The organism is Acidiphilium sp. PA (assembly GCF_026191915.1).
Lineage (GTDB): Bacteria > Pseudomonadota > Alphaproteobacteria > Acetobacterales > Acetobacteraceae > Acidiphilium.
Genome location: NZ_JAIMBY010000018.1, coordinates 54,726 through 74,227 on the forward strand (window position 1 = coordinate 54,726; position 19,502 = coordinate 74,227).

A 19,502-nucleotide genomic window follows, 5' to 3' on the forward strand; every position below is an offset into this window, starting at 1 on the left:
AGGAAACCCGCCATGTCCGGGAGTGAGCCGTCTCGCCTGCAACAGGATGCGCCGGAAACGACGCCACATCTTGAGGATTATGATCTTGTCGTCCGCCCCGTTGGCGCCTGGGTGATCGGCGGGTTTCTGTTGTTCTCGATCCTGACGATGTGGGGCCTGGTGTCCTATATTTTCGCCTATAGAAGCTGAGGCGGCGTCATGAGCGACATCACGCCGGAAACCCGATTCGATCATGCTTTTCACAAAGCGGCGGACCGGCACGAACGGGTCTGGATTTTTTTCACCATCGCCCTGCTGGCATTGCTTTTCGCCGGCACGCTGGCCTTCGTCGCCGTTGATTTCGGCGTGGTCGCGAAGGGTGCTGGTTTCTACAAATCCCCGCTAACGCCGGCGGATTCGCCCTTGTTCAAAAGCGGCAAGTTGGTGAAGACCGGTCCGAGTGCCTATTCGGCCTACGTGACCGGCAAGCTTTGGTACTGGACGCCGAGCCCAATCCATGTGCCGCAGGGCGCGACCGTCACCTTCTACGTCACCAGCGCCGATGTTATCCATGGCTTCGAGGTCCAGGGCACCACCATCAACCTGACGGCGATTCCCGGCGTGGTCGGAACCGTGAGCTACACCTTTGACAAGGCTAGAATCTATCACATCGTCTGCAACGAGTATTGCGGCATCGCCCATCAATCGATGATCGGCGAGATCATCGTGGATCGGAGACCAACATGAGCGTTGTTATCGGAGCGGAGCGCGATTCGGCTCCTGCCATAGCCTGGGCAGCGCAGAAGCGACTGATGTCGCTGTTCCTGATCGGCGGATTTTCCGCGCTGATGATCGGCGCGGCAATCGGGCCCTTGCAGGCGCTGAACTATGCGGATGTGAATGCCTATCCTTTCCTGCGGCCGGTGCTGCAATCCTATTACGAAGGCCTGACAATCCATGGCGTGCTGAACGCTTATGTCTTCACCTTCTTCGTGACCAGCGGGTTGCTTGTCTATCTGCCGGCGCGCGAGCTTGAGCTTGAGCCGAATATGCCGATCTGGTGGACCAGTTTCGGCTTGATGACGATCGGCGCCGTCATGCTGCTCTACGCGATGTTCGACAATTCATCGAGCGTGCTCTGGACCTTCTACCCGCCCCTGAAGGGCAGCCCGTATTTTTATTTCGGCATGACGCTTCTCACGCTCGGCAGCATGGTGCCGTTGGCGGCCGTCATGGATTTGCGCACGCGCTGGAAACGCGCCAATCCCGGCAAGCTGACGCCGCTGGTCACCTATATGAGCGCGGCGACCCTGCTGATGTGGCTGTTGGCTGCTCTGGGTGCCGCCGCCGAGTTGATCGTCCAGCTCGATCCCTGGTCGCTGGGACTGACCAAACACGTCGATCCAATTATCGGGCGCACCCTGTTCTGGTGGACCGGCCATCCCATCGTCTATTTCTGGCTGATGCCCGCCTATGTGTCCTGGTACGCTTTCCTGCCGCGCGAAGCCGGTGGCAAGCTGGTGTCTGACCCGATGGCAAGGCTGACCTTCGCCCTGCTGTTGATCTTTTCGATGCCGGTCGGGACGCATCACCAATTGCAGGATCCCGGAATCGCGCCGGTCATCAAGGCGATCATTGCCGGGCTGACGCTTTCGGTGGCGCTGCCGAGCCTGATCACCGCGTTCACGCTCGGCCTTTCGCTCGAATATGCCGGCCGGCGCCGGGGCGGGCGCGGCTGGATCGGCTGGTTCACCGCGCTGCCCTGGAAGAACCCTTCCGTCGCGGCACAGGTTCTGGCGATGATCACCTTCATTTTCGGCGGTGCCGGCGGCATCGTCAACGGCAGCTTCCAGCTCGACAACATCGTCCATAACACCACCTGGATACCTGGGCATTTTCACATCACCGTCGGAACCGCCGTTACCATGACCTTCATGGGACTCAGTTTCTGGATGATCCCGCATCTGACCGGCCGCGCCTTGTTCAGCCGGAAGCTTGCCTTGATCTCGATCTGGCTGTGGTTCATCGGCATGTCCGTCTTTTCACTCGGCATGCACTGGGCTGGGCTGTTCGGTGTGCCGAGGCGCGCCTGGGTGTCGGAACTGCCGCATAGCGAATACATGCACGTCTATGGCGTCGCGCATTTTCCGCTGATCCTGGTGGGCGTTGGCGGCGTCATCCTCTGGGGTGCGACAGCGGCTTTCTATGTCGTGTTCTTCGGCTCGCTGTTCGGCGGCAAACGAAACGAGACGCCGGTGCATATTCCCTTTACCGAATTCCTTGCCGGGCCTGAAGGTTCGCGTCTCGCCGGCATCCTCGAGTATCTATGGCCGATCACCGGGCTGACCTTCCTGGTGACCTTGGCTGCCTATCTGCCGGTGCTGATCCCGTTCTTCCAGCACCAAACCTTCGCGCCCGGTTGGATGGTGTGGTGAAATAGGCGTGTATCCAGTGCGGAAGGGCGCGCGATGGCGGTCGCCCTTCCGCGCCGTCATCGTCTGTAGCGCCCTTGCCCTCGGCTTCTGGTCCTATTCGAAATTCGGTAACGTCTTTGATTATGCTGGATCGCCGGTGCCGCATCGGCTGGCGCCGCGGCTGGATCTGATAACCGATCGGGGACAACAGTTTTCGCTCGGGCAACTGCGCGGCCATGCGGTTCTGGTCTATTTCGGTTACACCAACTGCCCAGACGTCTGCCCAACAACGCTGGCCGATCTCGCCTCGGCACTACGCGGTCTGGGCGGACTTCGTTCCAAAGTGGATGTCGTGTTCGTCACTCTCGATCCCGCGCATGATACGCCGCCCGTTTTGCGGCACTATCTGACGGCGTTTGATCCGCATTTCATCGGCCTCACAGCACCGCCGGCGGCAATCGCGGAAGCGGCAAAAAGCTGGAACATCTCATGGAAACGCGCACCAGGACATGCGGATTACATCGATCATACATCGGTCGTCGCCCTGGTAGGACCACACGGTTACTTGCGCACCCGGTACGGCGTAGCGCAAATCAGCGACAGGGATGGAGTGTCAAAGGATATCCGCCATGTGCTGGATGTGTCATGAACCAGGCTGCCGGAATCTTCACGGCGCTTGATTTGCTGCGGACCGCATCCTTTCTGGCCGGCATCGCCGTCATGTTGCTTGCCTTTTATGGGCTGCATGATCCCTTGGCGTCGATGGCGGTCTATGGCAGCGCCATGATGGCGCTGAACCAGATCGCGCCGCCGCTCCTGCTCCTGGGGCTTCCACCCGAATGGCGCGCAGGGTTGCGCCGCACCGTGATCGGTGACTGGCTGTTCGATCCATGGGTCGCGTTCAGTGCCTTTGTGCTTTTCACAATTGCGGTCAGCCTACCCGGCATTTTCAATGCAGCACTTGCGCATGCCGTGTTTGCGGCGCCGCTCGGCCTGTTCGAGTTGATCGTCGGCCTGATGTTCTGGGCACAGCTCCTGCCCTGCAGCCAGACCATCACCCCGTCCTGGCGCGCCGGCTTGTACGGCTGGCTGGGCGGCACGCCGATGATGGTCATCGGGCTGGTCTGGATCTGGTCATCGCATGTTTTCTACGCGCCCTATCTGAACGTCATCTGCGAATGGAACATCACGCCATTGCAGGATCAGAAATGGGCGGGGGTGCTGATGGTCATATTCGGCATTCCCTTGCAGCTTCGCTCGATCTGGGTCCTCTCCGAGATGTTCTTTGAAATAAGGTAAGGCGCGGCCTGCCGATCTTGCGGAGCCGGGTTGTCCGTCAGAGTGGCCGCTCATGCGAATGGACATTATGCGCGGCATGGCGGGTCAGAATTTCGACCGCCCGGCGCTCGTGGTCGCGCGTACGCGTGTGAACCCAAAGCAGCAGACCACCATGCTCCTGTTGGGCGGCGAGCTTGGCGTGATGCCGGCGCGCCAGCATAATGGCCAATGCCGCGCCGATTAAAGCGCCGGTGCCGCCAGTGGCGATGGTGACGCCGGCGGTTGCGATAATCGTCGCCCCTGTCGCCGCGGTTGCCGCCGCTGCCCCCATGGCGGGAACCATCGCGAAGCCAGCGATCAGACCGCCTTCCGCGCCGCCCTCGGCCTCCGGGCAGAAATAATCGGTTCGTGGTGCTTGCGGATCATCGGCAGAGACATCAGCCGGTTCGCAAATGCCGGAACTCTTCTCCTGCTTCAGCACGCTCAACTCGCAACGGGCAAAACCTGCTGTCAGCAAATCATCGATGGCTGCCTGAAACGAGGCGTTATCATCGAAAATACCTACGGCTTCACGGGCCGCGCTTGTATCATGCGATAGTTGCTGATTTTCGGGGGTGGATTCGGTGGACATGAGAATAATTTTCCTCTGCGGCGGGATTAGGCCGCTGGATCAGCCGCCGTTATGGTTGAAGCCGGTGAGTGCCGCGTATTGTGTAGTGGTGCCGCCATTGACTGTGCCGAGCGCCGCATAGTCGGCCCTGGTGCCGCCATTGGTTGGGTTGGCGAAGGTCGGGTAGTTCTGCCCGCCGTTGCTGGCGATTACCCGCTCGGAGACCACCGGCGTGCCGTTATTGGCGAAGCTGGGATACTGCTCGCCGCCGCCGGCCGTCATGGTTTGAGCAACCACCGGGTTGGCCGGCATTACCACAATGCCCTGATCGGCATGGGCGACCGCACCCAGCCCGAACACACCAACCACAACCGCCGCCATCAGAGTTTTCGTAAACATCGTCATTATCCTTCAAAAAGCCTCGGCCTCGTTGGGGGTCGGGGAGGACTTAGCGTCCTTGTGTGAGACCGATATAGGAGGATGGAATAAAGCAATAAAGGTGATTGAAACTGTCAATCCTATCGAAAATAAAGATGTAAAGATGACTTGTTTTAGGCATTCATCCTCAGGGCGCCGATAGAAGACCGGGCGCAGGAATTAGTCCGGCAAGGAGGCTTTTCTCGTCCTGGTGCCACGACAACTTTCGGCTTGCGGTCCTTGACGTTTATGTCGGTGTTTCAGCGTCACGAATATGATTGGCAATGGGATGCAGCATGCGCAGATCGATGTTGGAGGTGACACCAAAACCAATCCCGTTATTGATCCATGTGAACAAGTTGTTTTGGCCTATATGGCTTTCGATCATGCGCCCGGCGCGCGAGGGCACATCCATTTTGCGGATCAACACCACCAGCCGGGTCTTATGCCGGCGATAAATAAGCACTGCAGCGGGCCCGTGCGTGGTGGCTAGGATAGTGGCGCCGATGATGCCATATCCGCTTCCCGCCAGATCGGGCACGGTCACGGCAAATCCGACGGCGCTCGAAAGAGATTTCGATATCCCATTATTGCCTAAAGCGTTGTTTGTCTGATCAGGGATACGACCAGGCGCAAAGACCTGGTACGCCGCCTTCGTTTCCAGCTTGAGCGCTGCAATTCCCACCGGCAGTGTCGGAACGCTGATCCTGGCTGATCCATGACCATACCACCCCGACGCGGCGCCGATGCCGAGCGCCACCAGAAACCCAGCTGCGCTGCGCCAGTTCGCGGTTGACCAGAACGAAGCGCGGGTCGCTTGGCCGGTAAGCAAATGTGACAGCGTCAGTTGCGGCGGCAGTGGTTCGGCGGCAACCGGATCAAAGCGAGCATGGACCCAATCTCGCTGCGCCTGCCAGGCCCGCACGCGTTCCTCCTGCCGCGGGTTCTGGGCAAGATAGCCATCGACCTGACGACGCCGGTCCGCGGCAAGACGGTCATCGACATAGGCATGCAGATCGTCCTCGGTGATCGGCGGGATCATTTAACCCTCCGCAGGGCAGGGCGCGCCCGCCCGTCCATGAAATCACGCAGATGATCCCGCGCGCGGCTAAGGCGCGACATCACCGTGCCGAGCGGTATGCCGAGCATCGCCGCAACCTCGGCATACTCAAAACCTTCCAGCGTAATGAGCAAAAACACCTCCCGCTGATCATCCGGCAATGCCGCAAGCCCCTTGCTCAGCTCGTGCATCTGCATCCGCTGCTCCTGAACCGGCGCCGTTGCCGGCATGAGCGCCGCCGCTTCGTCAATGTCGATGGAGGTGCCACGCGCCACAATTTTACGCCGCCCGCTGATAAAATGGTTGCGGATAATCGTGAACAGCCAGGGGCGAACCTCGCTTTCCGTCATTCGCGGCTTGATGTGCGCAAGCGCCAAAACCAGGCAATCATGAACAAGGTCATCGGCATCCTGCCGGCCGCCAAGCAAGGCGCTGGCATAACGCCTGAGCGACGGGATCGTCTCCTCGATCTTCGATAAAACGGTCACCCAAAGCCTTTCTTGCAGCGGTGCGTCTCATGCCTTCACAACGCGGTGAGGCTGTCTTTATTCCACAGCCACCCATGGATTGACAATATTTCCATCGCAAAACCGTGACAGCCCGATCTGGAATTTTTTGTCGCCGTCGCGCGTTGTTCAAATACATGATGCCTGTGCGGCACGATTGCTTAGAGCAGCGATCGTCATGCCTGGCCGACTATGCCGTTTCGAAAGTTCCACGATGCAAATCAATCTGCAAGTCGCCGCCTATGCCGGTCCTTTAAGACCTGATGCATCCACAAAGCGCCGCTCAGTTTTGAGGGCCGGCTTGGCTCTTCTAGGGCTGGGCGCCGGTGCGCCGCTTGCTCGGGCAGCGGAGCCGAAAGCAGCGATGTCTGCAATGGGTAGATCCGCCAGCGCGTCCGGAGCAAAAAAAGCTTTCGTGGCAAAGATGATGCAAGCGATGGACCACATGGATCACGCCATGGCCGCAGCGCCAATGAACGGCGACCCTGATCATGACTTTCTATCGATGATGATCCCGCACCATCAAGGGGCGATCGAGATGGCGAAGCTGATCCTGCTTTATGGGAAAAACGTGCATATCCGCAATCTCGCGGAAGGGATCATCGCTGAACAAGAAAACGAAATTCAGATCATGCGGCATTGGCTGGCGATGATGCCGCCGGTGACGCACCCGTAAACCGATCATCATTTTCTTACACTAAAAGGCAACGAACCATGAAACATCTCCCCTTTTTAATCGGCGCGGGTCTCTGCATAAGCGGAGCCGCCTTCGCCGGGCAGGCGCCCATGAGCGCCAAGGCGCCAAACATCCCGATCAGCGCGCATGATCGCGTCTATACCGCCGATCAAAGCTCAAACACGGTATCGGTGTTCAATCCTGAAACCGAGAAATTGCTCGGCGTGATCCGGCTCGGCGCCACCACGCCAAGCAACCTAAGCCCACTCTATACCGGCCAGCTGCTCGTCCATGGCATGGGTTTCGCCCCTGATCATCGTACGATCGCTGTAGTCTCGATCGGATCGAATTCCGTCGCTTTCATCGACACCGCGACAAATAAGGTCAAGCACGTCGTGTATGTCGGGCGCTCACCCCATGAAGCGTTCTACACTCCAGATGGCAAGGAAGTCTGGGTCACCGTGCGCGGCGAGAATTACGTCTCGGTGATCGATGCCAAAACCTATGCGAAAAATACGCGCATCCATATGGCCGGCGGCCCTGGCATGACGATGTTCCGCCCTGACGGCAAATACGGCTTTGTCTGTTCCAGCTTTCACCCAGTGCTGAGCGTGGTCGATGTCGCAAGCCATAAAGTTGTCGCGACCGTGAAGCAGGCATCGCCATTTTGTCCTGATATCGCGGTGACGCCGGATGGCAAGCAGGTGTGGTTCACCCTTAAGGATACTGGCAAAACGCAGGTTTTCAGCGCCCGCAAGCCGTTCAAGCAAATCGCGCTGCTCGACACCGGCCCGATCACCAACCACGTCAATATCGTGCGCAACCGGAATGGACAATTCGCTTATATCTCGATCGGCGGCGAAAACGAGATCAAGGTCTATACCACCACCAGCCATCCGAAATTGGTCGCGACAATTCCGACGCCTGATTTACCGCATGGCCTGTGGCCGTCGGGAGATGGGAAAAGGATTTACGTCGCCCTCGAAAACAGCACAGGCGTGGTTGCGATCAATACGCTGACGAACAAGGTTGTGGCGATCATTAAAGGCGGTCAGTCGCCCCAGGCTCTTACTTACGTCCCCGATGCGGTGCCGAGCGGACCCGGCACTGAAAACCTAAAACCTTTGGGCATCAGCGGTAATACTGGGCACCTTGCATTGGGTATGGTGGGCTCGTCGAAACCAATCACGACGGTCTCCGTCAACGACCAGGGCTTAATCGATCTCGTTGAAGCCGCCGTTACCGGCCTTAAGCCGAAAGCCAAGTATCAGCTGGCCCTGGCTGGAAAGGCAACGGCTCCCTGGGGTGCGATCACGCCGCTTATGAATTTTAAGAGCAATCCGGCAGGTGCCGCCATCGTCACCGCTTTCACGCCGCTGAAAACGATTGTCAGGCCGCATGGGCAGGATGAACCGAAGGATACTCAACAACGCTATTTAATAGTCCGTCCGATCAATGCCTCCGGACCGGGACTTCCTGTGGAAGCGCAGTTATCAAACGTACATGCCATATCCGTTGACCAAAGCCATGCAGTCAGCGCCCATGCAGAATAATGAAGATGCATCGCCGGACGAGCGGCTTTCAGCCGTGGAGGAGAAACGGAGAACCTCACCAGTCTCCCGATCCGATCTGGTGTTGCCAATGCGGCCATACCGCTCGTGAATGGGCAATATCCGAGGCCCAGGATCACACGCCGGCTGTGGACTGGTCTGGCCGCGGGCGCCATCGCCATCGTCATCAATAGCTTTATCCTGTTTGCCGCCGACTGGATTCCGTTGGTAACCGCGCATGGCGGATTGCTGAAACTGATCAAGCCGTTCGTCGCGGGTCCGCTGCAAACATCCGGCGTCGCCTCCCTGTGGCGAACGCTCGATCTGCCCGCGCCGCAGACGATGGTCTTCAAGATCGGTTTCCATATCGCGGTGGGTCTTGCGATGGCCGTTGCGTACGCGTTCATCTTCGAACCCGTGCTGCGCGGCCCTGCCTGGCTGAAGGGTCTGCTCTATGCAGCTTTTGCCTGGATAATGAACGCGTTCATCGTGCTGCCCTGGATCGGCGAAGGGATCGCCGGCAGCCGCAATCTGAGCCTCGCCGGGATGGCATATTTCGCCTTCGCTCATACGGTGTTTTTCGTGCTTCTCGCGATTCTATACGCGCAATTCATGAATGGCCGAACAACAACCCCGAAGGGGCTATCATTATGACCTCGTGCCGCACGAACCGGAACGGGTCAGACGAGAATCCGACAGTCAATTTTCTTGAGGATGGCGTAGAACGACATGCTGAGGATGATCACCCGTACACACAAAAACGTGATAGTTTCGGATGGAATTTTTTGCTCCCTGGCACGTTGATACTCTCATAGTTCATCACTCTGGCGCTCGAAGCTGCTCGCAACTTCTAGGACCCAACGCTCGACGACATTTATTACGGAGTTAAAATGAGAAGCCTGCGCACGAAACTGATTGTTACAGCCGCTATCGCTACTTTGGCGGCGCCAATGGCTGGATACGCACAAATGACGCCGGGTACCGCGGCGGCACCGATAAATGCTTCCATGTTTCCTGCACCGGTCTATGTTGCACTGCAAGGCAAGGGCAGTGTCGAGGAGTTGCCGAGCGGCAAGATTTGGAGCGGCTTCCCGTTAGCGCATTATATCGACTACAGCCCCTCCGGAAAGTTGCTGCTGGTCAGCGGCTTTGCAACTGGCGACGTCTATCTTGCCAGCGCCATCGACGGCAAGAAGCTGGCTACATTTCATCTGGGCGGCGTGATCCAGGGGGTAAAACTCGATCCTACTGGTACATATGGATTAACTGTCGATGCGTCAGGCGGATTTGTCGGAGTCATTAACGTCAAGACCAGGAAGATGGTCAAAACCATCTCAGTCGGAAAGATCCCGCACAATATCGTCTTCTCTCATGACGGCAAATTGGCCTACGTAACCGTGCAAGGCGAAGATAAGCTTGCCGTCATCAATATGCGTACATTGAGTGTCGAGCGCGATATTACCGTGGCCGACATGAAAACGCCGCACAACCTTGATCTCACGGCGTCCGGCAAGCGGCTATGGATTCGCAGCCATTCCATGGCCGGACGTGACGGCACGGTCGTGCTGATCGACCTGCAAAGCGGCAAGACGCTCGCTCACTTCAAAGTTGGCAAGTTCCACGGCGGCATGGACGTTATCCCAGGCAACCGATATGCGGTCACGACAAATATTGGGGGCCACACCGCCGAGGTTTTTTCGATGGCAAAACCGCACCTGCTTAAAAAGATCATGGTTGGCCAGGGTCCCCATGGTGTGCGCGCCAGCCCGAATGGCCAATGGATTTATACCGCTGCAACAAGGTCGGCAGAATTCGATGTAATCAGCGCTCGCTCGCTTAAAGTCGTCCAACGGATCACGTTGCCCAAGGGCAGCTTTCCGTTCTGGATGGCTGTTCCCGGAAATCCATGATACCAAACCCGAAGATCATTTTTCATCGGCATTGGGGGTTTGAAACGGTGGACAGGAAGATGAACCGCAGGCTCTACGTGAAGACGATGGTGCTTCCCGCAGTGGGATTGCTGCTTGCCGGACCAATGACAGGCGAAGCCCTCGCTTCGAGCAAAGCGACGAAAGCCAGTGCTGGCTATGTCGATCATCCGGCGGGAAGCTCAAAGTGCTCGAACTGTGCGAACTACGTCAAGGCCGGTTCGATGTGCCAGGTCGTCGCAGGAAAGGTTTCACCCAATGGATTTTGTAATTTTTTCTCTCCGGCGACATAAAACATAGGAACTGGCGAGTGCGCTTGAAAGCGCCTTAATCTGCGGAGGCCGCTATCGTAAGATCTTCCGTGTTTGTCTTTACTTTGTGTATTCTAGGCTACAGGTCTACCTCGGACATCGACGACAATTGAAGGAGATTCTAATGCATAAACATGCTTACAGATTGACTGTGCTTTCCATCGCTGGATTGCTTGTTGGAATCGGGTTTCCGACGGCTCATGCCGCTACGCAGGCGGTACTACACGACCAAGTCGGCACAAGCATTTACTCGCCCGGCCCTCTAATTCCAATGCAGCCGTTCAAGCTTAATCTCAACATGACTCACCCGTCGATGCAGATCATAAAGATGGATGTAAAAAAGATGCACATGATGACTTGTACATTGGTGCCAGCCAACACCAACACGGATACAGCGATTTTATCTTGCCGCCCCGGAAAATAGAGGCTGCAATACCAGCTGTCGTTAGGCGGGATCGGCTGCTCATTGCTGAGCTGAATGCCAAAGCGAATTTTTGCTACAACGCGAGGAGACGAAACTATGCATACAAGATTACGCCAAAATGGCGATGTTCTGTTCCACTCGGCGAAACTTGCCGGTGTTTCTTTGCTGGTCCTTGGTTTGGGCGCTTGTTCCAACATGATGGGGTCGCCAAGTCCGGCCTCCACTGAGGGTGATATGTCTCTGCCGGCGCCAGGTCCAGGGCATACGGAACCATCATATAACCAGTCCGGCAGTGCCGCCAATAATGGCGGCATGCTGCTGCCTCCGCCAGGACCTGGACATGTGGAGCCGGCGTATAATCAGCCGGGCAGCTCAACAAATACTGGCGGCATGTTGCTGCCGCCGCCAGGGCCAGGCACGACTGAGCCGGCGAACGGCACAACAACGCCTAACGCACCGAACCAGTAGAAAGAAGCAGCCGGATGAGCGTTTTTTCCCGTATAACCAGCTTTTGAGCCGGCTGCTTCACTTTTTCGAGGAAAGCAAGCTCCCCTGGGGACATCTGCCCTGGGGATAGTCGGATTTTTGACTCTTTTCTTTCCTCAAACCGCGCCCGACCGGGCTTCGGTACTGCATGAATGGCATCGCCCCATTTTCACCCCAAGGACCGTATGATGCAAAAACTCCTTCTTGCGACTGCGTTGGCCGGCGGCATTGCAGCATTGTCGGCGATCCGCCCTTCGGCAGCGGCGGAAACCGTCATTCTAGCACCCCCGCCGATGATTGACGCCCCGCTGGCGAAAGCACCTGGCAGCGAAACCGCAGTCCTTTCCGGTGGCTGTTTCTGGGGCATGCAAGTGGTGTTCCAGCATGTGAAGGGCGTGCAGAAAGCTGTTTCCGGTTATACCGGCGGCGCTGCCGACACCGCCCATTATGGCAATGTCAGCACCGGAACTACTGGGCAGGCGGAATCGTTGAAGATTACTTTTGATCCAAGCATGATCAGCTATGGACAGCTTTTGCGTATCTACGTCTCGGTAGCAACAAATCCAACTGAACTGAATTATCAGGGACCGGACCACGGCACCCAGTATCGCGGAGAGATCTGGGCTGAAAATCCGCAACAACGCAGGATCGCCCAAGCCTATATCAGGCAACTTACTGCCGATCATGCCTTCGCCGCACCGATTGTAACTCGCATCGACGCCGCAAGGCCTTTTTATCCGGCAGAAGGTTACCATCAGAATTTCGCCACGCTGCACCCGGACAACCGCTATATCGAGCTTTACGATGCGCCGAAGGTGAACGCGCTGGCCAGACTTTTTCCGGGTCTCTATGTAAGCCATGCCGCGATCGTTGCTGTAGGATCTGCCGGTTAAAGGGGCGATCATGCGGGAGACCGGCAGCATTCAGGCGATTATCGCCCTGATCGGCAGCCGTTGCTCGATCTCGGGTCAATCGGGGTCGGCATGCCGAGTAGGTGGGGACGTTCCCGCCCACCCCTCACAGACGCGGACGTGCAGCCAATCTTTGGCGCAATCGAACCGATCGCCTCCCATTGCGAAGCATGATCCTTGCCATGCTCCAGCACCATCCGGACCGCTCGTTCGCGGACTTCAGGTAAATATCTGTTCGATGTCTTCCGCTTTCCATTGCTCCGTCCTACTCAAGAGTTGGAGCCTCCGGAAAACCCGGGGCGCTTCAACAAGGAGCAGCCGGATGGCTATGTCTTTAACCATGGCACGCTTGTGACCCGGCCGCTTTACTTTCCTGAACCAAACAGGGTCCTCCGTTCGATCCGCACATGCGGCATGGCCGCGCTTGTCGCATTTGGACTGACAAACTGCGCCGCGCCTTCGGTTGCAGGACAGGAAATCAGACCCTATCCAACATCCGTGGCATCGATACGACCAGCTATCTGTGGCGCCGCCGGCGCCAGCGTGGTGACCGATACCGGCCTCAAAATACTCTATTCCGGCAAGGTTCCAAACCGGCCAAAGCTTTGCCGGATTTCGATTAACGACGTGGCCGGCGACTATTATTTCGGCATCTGGGACACCAAGTGGCCAGGCGGCGCGAAAGCGGAACAGGCGCTTCAGACAGTGATTTTTGGCTCTCCCGGCACAATGGTCCGGTTCGACACGATCGGCGGACCGGGCTACCCCTATTTCAAATTTCATGAGACGATCCGCAACGAGGGCTTTGAGCGTCTTCATGTCGCAGGGCGGTACTACAATACGATGAAAATCGCCCATGAGCGGCAAGGCTTTGGCGGCAACATCTATCATTCGGTTGTCACCCAATGGCGCGATATTCGCACCGGCGTGACGGTTTACGTCAATTACCAGCATATCTCCGGCTGGCCGCAACCCCGCGCCTGGTCTCCATTAAAGATCATGATGCGACCCTGCAACAGCCAGGCGTCTTGAAACCCTGACAAGCCAATGATGCTTCTGCTTTCATTGCCATAAAACAAGTTGGCACAGATATCACCCGCTGGCTTCTTCTTCCTGGAGCTATAGCCGAAATTGGGTGATGGCATGGTGAGAAAGGTGGCGTATCGAGGCGGGTGGAAGCCTGCCTGAACCTCTTGAAGGAGCGATACGCCTATGACGAGCGATAGCACTATTCTTCCCTTCCGCAAGCCCGGAGACGTTGAGGATCCGCTGACGGCGATCCTGAGGGACGGGGCCCGTCGGCTGCTGGCCCAGGCAATCGAGGCGGAGGCTGAGGCGTTTCTGGCCGCAATGAAGGGTGAACGGCTGGCTGACGGCCGCGACCGCGTTGTGCGGCACGGTCTGGGTCCGGTGAGGGAAATCCAGACCGGGATTGGTCCGGTCGAGGTGCAGCGCGTGAAGCTGCGCGACCGCGGGGCGGAAGCGGGCAATGAGCGCATTCGTTTCACTTCGGCCCTTTTGCCGCCCTGGGCGCGTCGGACCCGGAGCCTGGATGCGTTGCTGCCCATCCTTTATCTGCGCGGTATTTCGATGGGTGATTTCCAAGATGCATTGGGGGCGTTGTTGGGGAAAGATGCGCCAAACCTCTCGCCCTCGGTAGTTGCCCGATTGCGCGGCGAATGGGAATCCGACTTCAAGCGCTGGCAGCGGCGGGACCTTTCGGCCCGGCGTTACGTCTACATCTGGGCTGATGGCGTCTATCTGCAGGCACGGATGGAACCGCAGGCAGAGTGCATGCTGGTGCTGATCGGCGCCACCCCCGAGGGCCGGAAAGAGTTGATCGGTTTTCAGGTGGGCATGCGGGAAAGTGCGCAGAGCTGGCACGAGCTGCTGGTGGATCTGAAGGCCCGGGGTCTGACCATCGCACCGCAGGTCGCCACCGGGGACGGGGCGCTCGGCTTCTGGAAGGCGATCGAGGAGGTCTGGCCGAGGACATGCCATCAGCGCTGCACGGTCCACAAAACCGCCAATGTGCTGAACAAGATGCCGAAGGTGCTCCAACCGGCCGCCAAGGCCGATCTGCGTGAAATCTGGACGGCGCCGGATCGTGCGGCGGCAGAGGCGGCGATTACAAAGTTCGTTGAGAAATACGGCTTGAAGTACGATAAGGCGGTGACCTGTCTGATCAAGGACCGTGATGCGCTGCTGACCTTCTACGATTACCCGGCCGAGCATTGGGAGCATCTGCGGACCTCCAACCCGATCGAGAGCGTGTTCGCCACCGTCCGCCACAGAACGGTCCGAACCAAGGGCGCGCTGTCGCAGGACACCGCCCGGCTCATGGTCTTCAAACTCGTCACCGCAGCCGCCAAAACCTGGCGCAAACTCAACGGAGAAAACCAGTTGCCCAAGGTCATCCAGGGCATTACTTTCCGGGACGGCGTCGAGGTGATCGAGACGCCAGCACAGAACGCCGCCTGATCACCGCCGTCACCCAATTTCCATCATAGCTCTTCTTCCTGGCGTATGTTATACAGTCGTACTTATAAAGCTGCGGCGATTAACAACAGTGTGAAACCAACCAACGGGAGGACTATGAATGAACCAAAAACTGCCTGAACTGATACCAGCCTTGATACCCAGCCGGCGCGCCGCCATGCTAGGCGCCGCATCATTCGGCGCATTGGCCCTGAGTACCGGACGAGGCGCCGCTGCTGAGGCGGAAACAGTCACTCTGCCTTTCGCCAATGGCGAGCGCCCTATGGTTGCCGCGGGCACGTTTCCGCAAAAGGGCGAGATGATCCTTCAGCGCACCCGCGCGCCTCTGCTCGAAACGCCGTGGCCGGTGCTCCAGAAGCATTTGTTCACCCCGAACGACCAGACCTATGTACGCTGGCACATGGCGGACTTCCCGACCAGCGTGGACGCCTCGACCTATAAAATTAAAGTGTTCGGCGCGGTGAAGAAGCCGTTCGAGCTGACGCTAGAGGAACTGGTCAAAGCCTTTCCTCCTAAACGCATGGCGGCGATCAACCAATGCTCCGGCAACAGCCGGGGCTTTATCAACCCACGCGTCTCCGGCGCTCAATGGGGAAATGGCGCGATGTATAACGCGATGTGGACAGGCGTGCCGCTCAGCCATCTGCTCGCCCATGCAGGCCTCACCACCAAGGGCACCCATGTCGCCTTCCGCAGCCTGGAACAGGGCGGCGGGCTCTACCCGCCCGATGTTACCTTCGAGAAAACTTTGCCGCTCAAGCGCGCCAATGACGGCGAGGTGATGGTCGCCTACCAGATGAATGGTGAGAACCTGCCGCTGCTGAACGGCTATCCGGTGCGCCTCATTGTGCCCGGCTGGTACTCGACTTACTGGGTAAAAATGCTCACTGAGATCGAGGTGATCGACCATCCCAGCACAAATTTCTGGATGGCGGTGGCCTATAAAATCCCCGACACCAAGACCGGCGAGATGAAGCCTGGCGAAAAAGGCATCAAATTCGTCCCGATCAACAAAATGAAGCCGCGCAGCTTCTTCACCAGTGTCGAAAATGGCCAGAAATTCTCCTCTGGCCAAGCGGTGACCTTGGAAGGCTTCGCCTTCGGCGGTGGCAGCGCGCTGAAATCAGTGATGGTCTCGGTCAATGGTGGCAAAACCTGGCGCACCGCCACGCTTGGCAAGAATTACGGCGCCTACGGGTTCCGCCCTTGGCACGCCCGCATATCCCTGCCCAAGACCGGAACCTACCGGCTGATGGTGAAGGCCGCGAATGCCGAGGGCCATGTCCAGCCCATGGTCGCCGGCTGGAACCCTGGCGGCTTCATGTATAACGGCATCGAGCATGTCGATGTAACAGTCGCTTAACGAGGAGATGACCCCATGAAAATCAAAACCATCGCTCTGCTGGCAGGCGGCGTTCTTTCGATAAGCGCCTTTGCCCTTGCGGCGACACCCGCGCCGATATTCAAATCGGAATCGGTAAAAATTCCGGTTCCCGGCGCGTATTTCCAGGGCACCGACGCCGCCGTGCTCAATCAGAACTGCGCGTACTGTCATTCCGCTGGCTTTGTGAACCGCCAGCCGGTGATTCCTCAAGCTGCCTGGACCGGCGAAGTCACCAAGATGAAGAAGGTCTTCGGCGCTCCGTATAGTACCGCTGAAATTCCCAAGCTTGTGGATGCGCTGGTCGCGCGTCAGAAGGAAAGGAAATAATCACTGGATGCCTGCCGTGCTCTCAGCCATCCCCTCATTTTGCCTGAGCAAACAATCTGCTGAACTCGGGTGCGTCTGCCAGGGCTTGGGCGAACGCTTGCATGAGCGGGATCAGCCGGTGTTTGGGCATGTTGGGGATCAATTCGTAGAGCATGCAACCCTGGCGGAACAGCGAGTGGGTGCGGGTCTTGCTGGTGTTGGACTTGAGCAGCCGGTCCATGCCTAGGCTTTCTCCGGCCGCACCCAGCAACGTCAGCAGCGCGACCGCAAAGGCACTGACCAGCAACAGCCGGTCGCGGCGCATGGGCTCGCCGACGCGGGTGGCCGACAGTCCCATGCCAAAGCGCAGATCCTTGGTATCGCGGAATTGCGGCTCGATGGTCCAGCGGCGGGCGTAGTGGTTGACCAGCGTCGCCGCAGACGCTTCGGTATCGCTGGCAGCCAGGCACCAGGGCTCTTTCATGGCTTTGGCGTGGACGCACACCACGGCCCCCACAAGCTGTCCCTTCGCCGTGACCCGCGCATCGCGCAGTTTGCACGCCCTGCCGCCCTTGCCGACCCACTCGGCCGCGGGCCTGGCCGTGCCGTGGGCATCGGTTACTCTGATGTTGCCGCGAAAGCGGATCACGTAGCCGAAACCGAGCTTGCCCAGGAAGGCGAATAGCTTCTGATCGCTGAAGCCGCGATCGGCCAGGATCGTCACCTGGCATCCCTCCGGCACCGTTTCAGCCAGGCGGCACAGGCAGGCATCCTCAAAATCGTTGCGCCGGCTTGCGATTTCCTCTTTCCACACGGAAAGCCAGAGCAGAGGTGCCGCGCGGCCATGGCCCGTCACCAGGCTCAGTACGAGGGTCGCTTGATCGTCATGGTTGAAGTCGGTCCAGTCCATCGCGACCAGGATGTCAGGCCGCGTGCCGACTTGATGCGGCACCCAGCGTGCAAAGCTCTCCCACACGTCGATGCCCGCGTTGCTTATCAGACGGTCCACCTGCTTGACCGCATGCTTGGTGACAAGCCCGCGCGCCTGCGCCAGGGCCTGGCCGATGGTCGCCACCGCCAGCGACCCGCCCGTCATCACGCCTAGGGTCGCGTCCGCCAGCGCCTCAACGCGCTTGGCGTGCAGATCGTGATCGTAAAGCGCGCCGATGAAACCCCGAACGTCCGAAAGCCGCTTACGCGGAATACCCACCCTAACCATGCCCATGACCCATCTGATAACACTAGGCGGTATTACAGAAGCGGCCCGAATCGAGCCTATAGCAAGGTCACATCAAAATGAGGGGATTCGTGAGTGCCGTGCTGGCACGGAAGCTTTGGCGTTGAAGTTCTGGCGCCGCATTTCAGCTCACCGTTACCGGCACGCGGTGCCAAGCGGCGCTGAGATAGCCCTTGAAATTCCAGGTGTCGTCGGGCCGCACCGGCTGCGTCTGCCCGGCGGAATCCCACGCCCGCACCGCAAGCTCGTGCTCGCCAGCCGGCAGATCCAGCTCCGCCTGCCAGAATACCCAGCTCCAGGGCGCATCAGAATCCGGCTCCAGTTCAGCCTGACTCCAGTTTCGCCCGTCATTAATCGAGACATCCACCCGCACCACCCGCCGTTCCGTCGCGATGGCATAGCCGCGCGCCATGGTCTTGCCGGCCTTCAGCGTCGCATGCGCAGCCGGTTCGCAGATTGCACTGTTTAGGGGCATATCGTTGATCGTCATGCCTTTCGACCAGTCCACGGTGTCTTTTGTTATGTGCGGGGGGACCAGCCGGTAGTCCCGCTGCTGTATATGGTTATCCGAAGGCATATCTTGCACTGAGATCGAGGCGAGCCATTTCGGGCTGCGCACGCCTGCATAGCCTGGCGTGATGACACGCAGCGGGAAACCATGTTCCGGCAGCAAGGCGTCGCCATTCATCTCGAAGGCCAGCAATACATCGGAGGATAATGCCTTGGCCATCGGAAGCGAGGCGCCGAAGCGAAATTGTTCGCCCTCGATATCGATATCATCGAGGGCCGCGAAGGCGACATGCAGGGTCCGCGTTTCATCGGCACCGGCGGCGCGCAGCACATCGGCAAGCGCCACGCCGCCCCATTCGGCATTGCCGATAGCGCCAGGTGCCCAAGGATCGCCAGAAACCGGCTTGACCTGCTGCATATCGGCACGCCGGTTACCGGCGCATTGCAGCACGGCGGTCACCTGCCGTTTGGAAAATCGCGTGCGCAATTCGTCCATCGAAAGATCGAGCGGCGTCGTCACCATGCCGGTCACCGAAAGCCTATGGCGCGCCGGATCCAGCTTCGGAATATTTCCATGGCTCCGCACGTAAAAGAATTTCTGCGGGGTGATGAAATTCTCCCGCAAGTGAGCCAGAGGCGGCTCAGCATTCAGCGGGTCCTTGGAGTGAACAATCAAGTCCGGTTTTGTTTGAAACATAGAAAGCATTTCAACTCCTTTCAACTCCTTTCAAATACGCCACGTCGCGCCAGAGCATTTGTCGTTCAACGAGACGATTTAAGGCCTTTTGCGCGGCTAAGTCATCATGAAAGGCCATGCCGGTTTGATGAAAGAATTCCGCCGCTCATGCGGTAAGGGCACTTGCGGCGGCTCTTCAAGAATCCGTGCCTATCCGGTTAAGTCAGACACCCACTACATGTGGGGTGGACCCATGCTCCCGAATAAAGCTGGGCATAGGTTGGCGCCTCGGCGCCGCCCGCGATGCCGAGCAACGAGCGGAAGGCGTTGAACGGATAAA

The 19,502-nt window shown here is 58.4% G+C and carries 22 protein-coding genes and 2 pseudogenes; 15 read left to right on the forward strand and 9 right to left on the reverse strand.

Annotated elements, in window-relative coordinates; all coding sequences use genetic code 11:
* Positions 1 to 12 precede the first annotated feature (12 nt).
* The 5 genes from AruPA_RS16950 (at position 13) to AruPA_RS16970 (ending at position 3,692) form a co-directional block, all read left to right on the forward strand.
* The gene (locus AruPA_RS16950; RefSeq protein WP_156038188.1) at positions 13 to 189 is read left to right on the forward strand and encodes a hypothetical protein; all 177 of its coding nucleotides are present in this window, start codon (positions 13 to 15) and stop codon (positions 187 to 189) included.
* A gap of 9 nt (positions 190 to 198) precedes the next feature.
* Entirely contained in the window at positions 199 to 726 is a 528-nt protein-coding gene (locus AruPA_RS16955) for a cytochrome c oxidase subunit II (RefSeq protein ID WP_029313961.1), read from the forward strand.
* On the forward strand, positions 723 to 2,414 hold the full coding sequence (locus AruPA_RS16960) for a cbb3-type cytochrome c oxidase subunit I (protein ID WP_029313962.1): 1,692 nt from the start codon (positions 723 to 725) through the stop codon (positions 2,412 to 2,414). The genes AruPA_RS16955 and AruPA_RS16960 overlap by 4 nt, the downstream gene beginning before the upstream one ends.
* 136 nt (positions 2,415 to 2,550) lie before the next feature.
* Entirely contained in the window at positions 2,551 to 3,042 is a 492-nt protein-coding gene (locus tag AruPA_RS16965) for an SCO family protein (RefSeq protein WP_265637947.1), read from the forward strand.
* Complete coding sequence (locus tag AruPA_RS16970) at positions 3,039 to 3,692, forward strand: cytochrome c oxidase assembly protein (RefSeq protein ID WP_051657639.1); 654 nt, start codon at positions 3,039 to 3,041, stop codon at positions 3,690 to 3,692. Before AruPA_RS16965 ends, AruPA_RS16970 begins: the two co-directional genes overlap by 4 nt.
* A 37-nt stretch (positions 3,693 to 3,729) precedes the next feature.
* Here AruPA_RS16970 and AruPA_RS16975 read toward each other — a convergent pair whose 3' ends face one another.
* From AruPA_RS16975 to AruPA_RS16990, 4 genes are all read right to left on the reverse strand, one after another.
* On the reverse strand, positions 3,730 to 4,302 hold the full coding sequence (locus tag AruPA_RS16975; protein WP_029313967.1) for a hypothetical protein: 573 nt from the start codon (positions 4,300 to 4,302) through the stop codon (positions 3,730 to 3,732).
* A gap of 39 nt (positions 4,303 to 4,341) precedes the next feature.
* A complete protein-coding gene (locus AruPA_RS16980; protein WP_139334170.1) occupies positions 4,342 to 4,680 on the reverse strand; it encodes a hypothetical protein in 339 nt (112 codons plus the stop codon).
* Between the two features lie 265 nt (positions 4,681 to 4,945).
* On the reverse strand, positions 4,946 to 5,740 hold the full coding sequence (locus AruPA_RS16985; RefSeq protein ID WP_029314082.1) for an anti-sigma factor: 795 nt from the start codon (positions 5,738 to 5,740) through the stop codon (positions 4,946 to 4,948).
* The gene (locus AruPA_RS16990; RefSeq protein WP_029314083.1) at positions 5,737 to 6,246 is read right to left on the reverse strand and encodes an RNA polymerase sigma factor; all 510 of its coding nucleotides are present in this window, start codon (positions 6,244 to 6,246) and stop codon (positions 5,737 to 5,739) included. The genes AruPA_RS16985 and AruPA_RS16990 overlap by 4 nt, the downstream gene beginning before the upstream one ends.
* Positions 6,247 to 6,478: 232 nt before the next feature.
* Between AruPA_RS16990 and AruPA_RS16995 the strand changes: the two genes are divergently transcribed.
* The 5 genes from AruPA_RS16995 (at position 6,479) to AruPA_RS17015 (ending at position 10,711) form a co-directional block, all read left to right on the forward strand.
* Complete coding sequence (locus tag AruPA_RS16995; protein ID WP_211252817.1) at positions 6,479 to 6,940, forward strand: DUF305 domain-containing protein; 462 nt, start codon at positions 6,479 to 6,481, stop codon at positions 6,938 to 6,940.
* A 38-nt stretch (positions 6,941 to 6,978) separates the two neighbouring features.
* On the forward strand, positions 6,979 to 8,493 hold the full coding sequence (locus tag AruPA_RS17000; RefSeq protein ID WP_051657644.1) for a YncE family protein: 1,515 nt from the start codon (positions 6,979 to 6,981) through the stop codon (positions 8,491 to 8,493).
* A 105-nt stretch (positions 8,494 to 8,598) separates the two neighbouring features.
* Positions 8,599 to 9,144: a hypothetical protein gene (locus AruPA_RS17005; RefSeq protein ID WP_029314087.1), complete on the forward strand. Its 546-nt coding sequence runs from the start codon at positions 8,599 to 8,601 to the stop codon at positions 9,142 to 9,144.
* A 236-nt stretch (positions 9,145 to 9,380) separates the two neighbouring features.
* Positions 9,381 to 10,400, forward strand: a complete 1,020-nt coding sequence (locus tag AruPA_RS17010; protein ID WP_139334202.1) for a YncE family protein — start codon at positions 9,381 to 9,383, stop codon at positions 10,398 to 10,400.
* A 59-nt stretch (positions 10,401 to 10,459) separates the two neighbouring features.
* Complete coding sequence (locus tag AruPA_RS17015; protein WP_217696478.1) at positions 10,460 to 10,711, forward strand: hypothetical protein; 252 nt, start codon at positions 10,460 to 10,462, stop codon at positions 10,709 to 10,711.
* 321 nt (positions 10,712 to 11,032) lie between these two features.
* Here the strand turns inward: AruPA_RS17015 and AruPA_RS17020 are convergent, their stop codons facing one another.
* A complete protein-coding gene (locus AruPA_RS17020) occupies positions 11,033 to 11,467 on the reverse strand; it encodes a hypothetical protein (protein WP_139334204.1) in 435 nt (144 codons plus the stop codon).
* 357 nt (positions 11,468 to 11,824) lie between these two features.
* On the opposite strand from AruPA_RS17020, the gene msrA reads away from it, so the two are divergent.
* Positions 11,825 to 12,532 carry a peptide-methionine (S)-S-oxide reductase MsrA gene (msrA, locus tag AruPA_RS17025; protein ID WP_029314090.1) on the forward strand — a complete coding sequence of 236 codons (708 nt, stop codon included), beginning with the start codon at positions 11,825 to 11,827 and terminating at the stop codon, positions 12,530 to 12,532.
* Between the two features lie 122 nt (positions 12,533 to 12,654).
* Here msrA and AruPA_RS17030 read toward each other — a convergent pair.
* A pseudogene (locus tag AruPA_RS17030) lies at positions 12,655 to 12,783 on the reverse strand (IS3 family transposase); the annotation flags it as partial.
* Between AruPA_RS17030 and AruPA_RS17035 the strand changes: the two are divergent.
* The 4 genes from AruPA_RS17035 (at position 12,728) to AruPA_RS17050 (ending at position 16,760) form a co-directional block, all read left to right on the forward strand.
* A complete protein-coding gene (locus AruPA_RS17035; protein WP_139334205.1) occupies positions 12,728 to 13,582 on the forward strand; it encodes a hypothetical protein in 855 nt (284 codons plus the stop codon). The pseudogene AruPA_RS17030 and the gene AruPA_RS17035 sit on opposite strands and share 56 nt — an antisense overlap.
* Before the next feature lie 180 nt (positions 13,583 to 13,762).
* A complete protein-coding gene (locus tag AruPA_RS17040) occupies positions 13,763 to 15,031 on the forward strand; it encodes an IS256 family transposase (protein WP_265637948.1) in 1,269 nt (422 codons plus the stop codon).
* Positions 15,032 to 15,149: 118 nt separating this feature from the next.
* Positions 15,150 to 16,412 (forward strand): molybdopterin-dependent oxidoreductase, encoded by a 1,263-nt coding sequence (locus tag AruPA_RS17045; RefSeq protein WP_029314360.1) that lies wholly within the window; start codon positions 15,150 to 15,152, stop codon positions 16,410 to 16,412.
* A 15-nt stretch (positions 16,413 to 16,427) separates the two neighbouring features.
* The gene (locus AruPA_RS17050) at positions 16,428 to 16,760 is read left to right on the forward strand and encodes a hypothetical protein (RefSeq protein ID WP_029314358.1); all 333 of its coding nucleotides are present in this window, start codon (positions 16,428 to 16,430) and stop codon (positions 16,758 to 16,760) included.
* Between the two features lie 34 nt (positions 16,761 to 16,794).
* Here AruPA_RS17050 and AruPA_RS17055 read toward each other — a convergent pair whose 3' ends face one another.
* The 3 genes and pseudogenes from AruPA_RS17055 to AruPA_RS17065 form a co-directional block, all read right to left on the reverse strand.
* A complete protein-coding gene (locus tag AruPA_RS17055) occupies positions 16,795 to 17,958 on the reverse strand; it encodes an IS4 family transposase (protein WP_408858887.1) in 1,164 nt (387 codons plus the stop codon).
* A gap of 142 nt (positions 17,959 to 18,100) precedes the next feature.
* Positions 18,101 to 19,207 (reverse strand): molybdopterin-dependent oxidoreductase, encoded by a 1,107-nt coding sequence (locus AruPA_RS17060; protein ID WP_265637950.1) that lies wholly within the window; start codon positions 19,205 to 19,207, stop codon positions 18,101 to 18,103.
* A 173-nt stretch (positions 19,208 to 19,380) separates the two neighbouring features.
* Positions 19,381 to 19,502 (reverse strand): annotated as a pseudogene (locus AruPA_RS17065) (IS1595 family transposase); the annotation flags it as partial.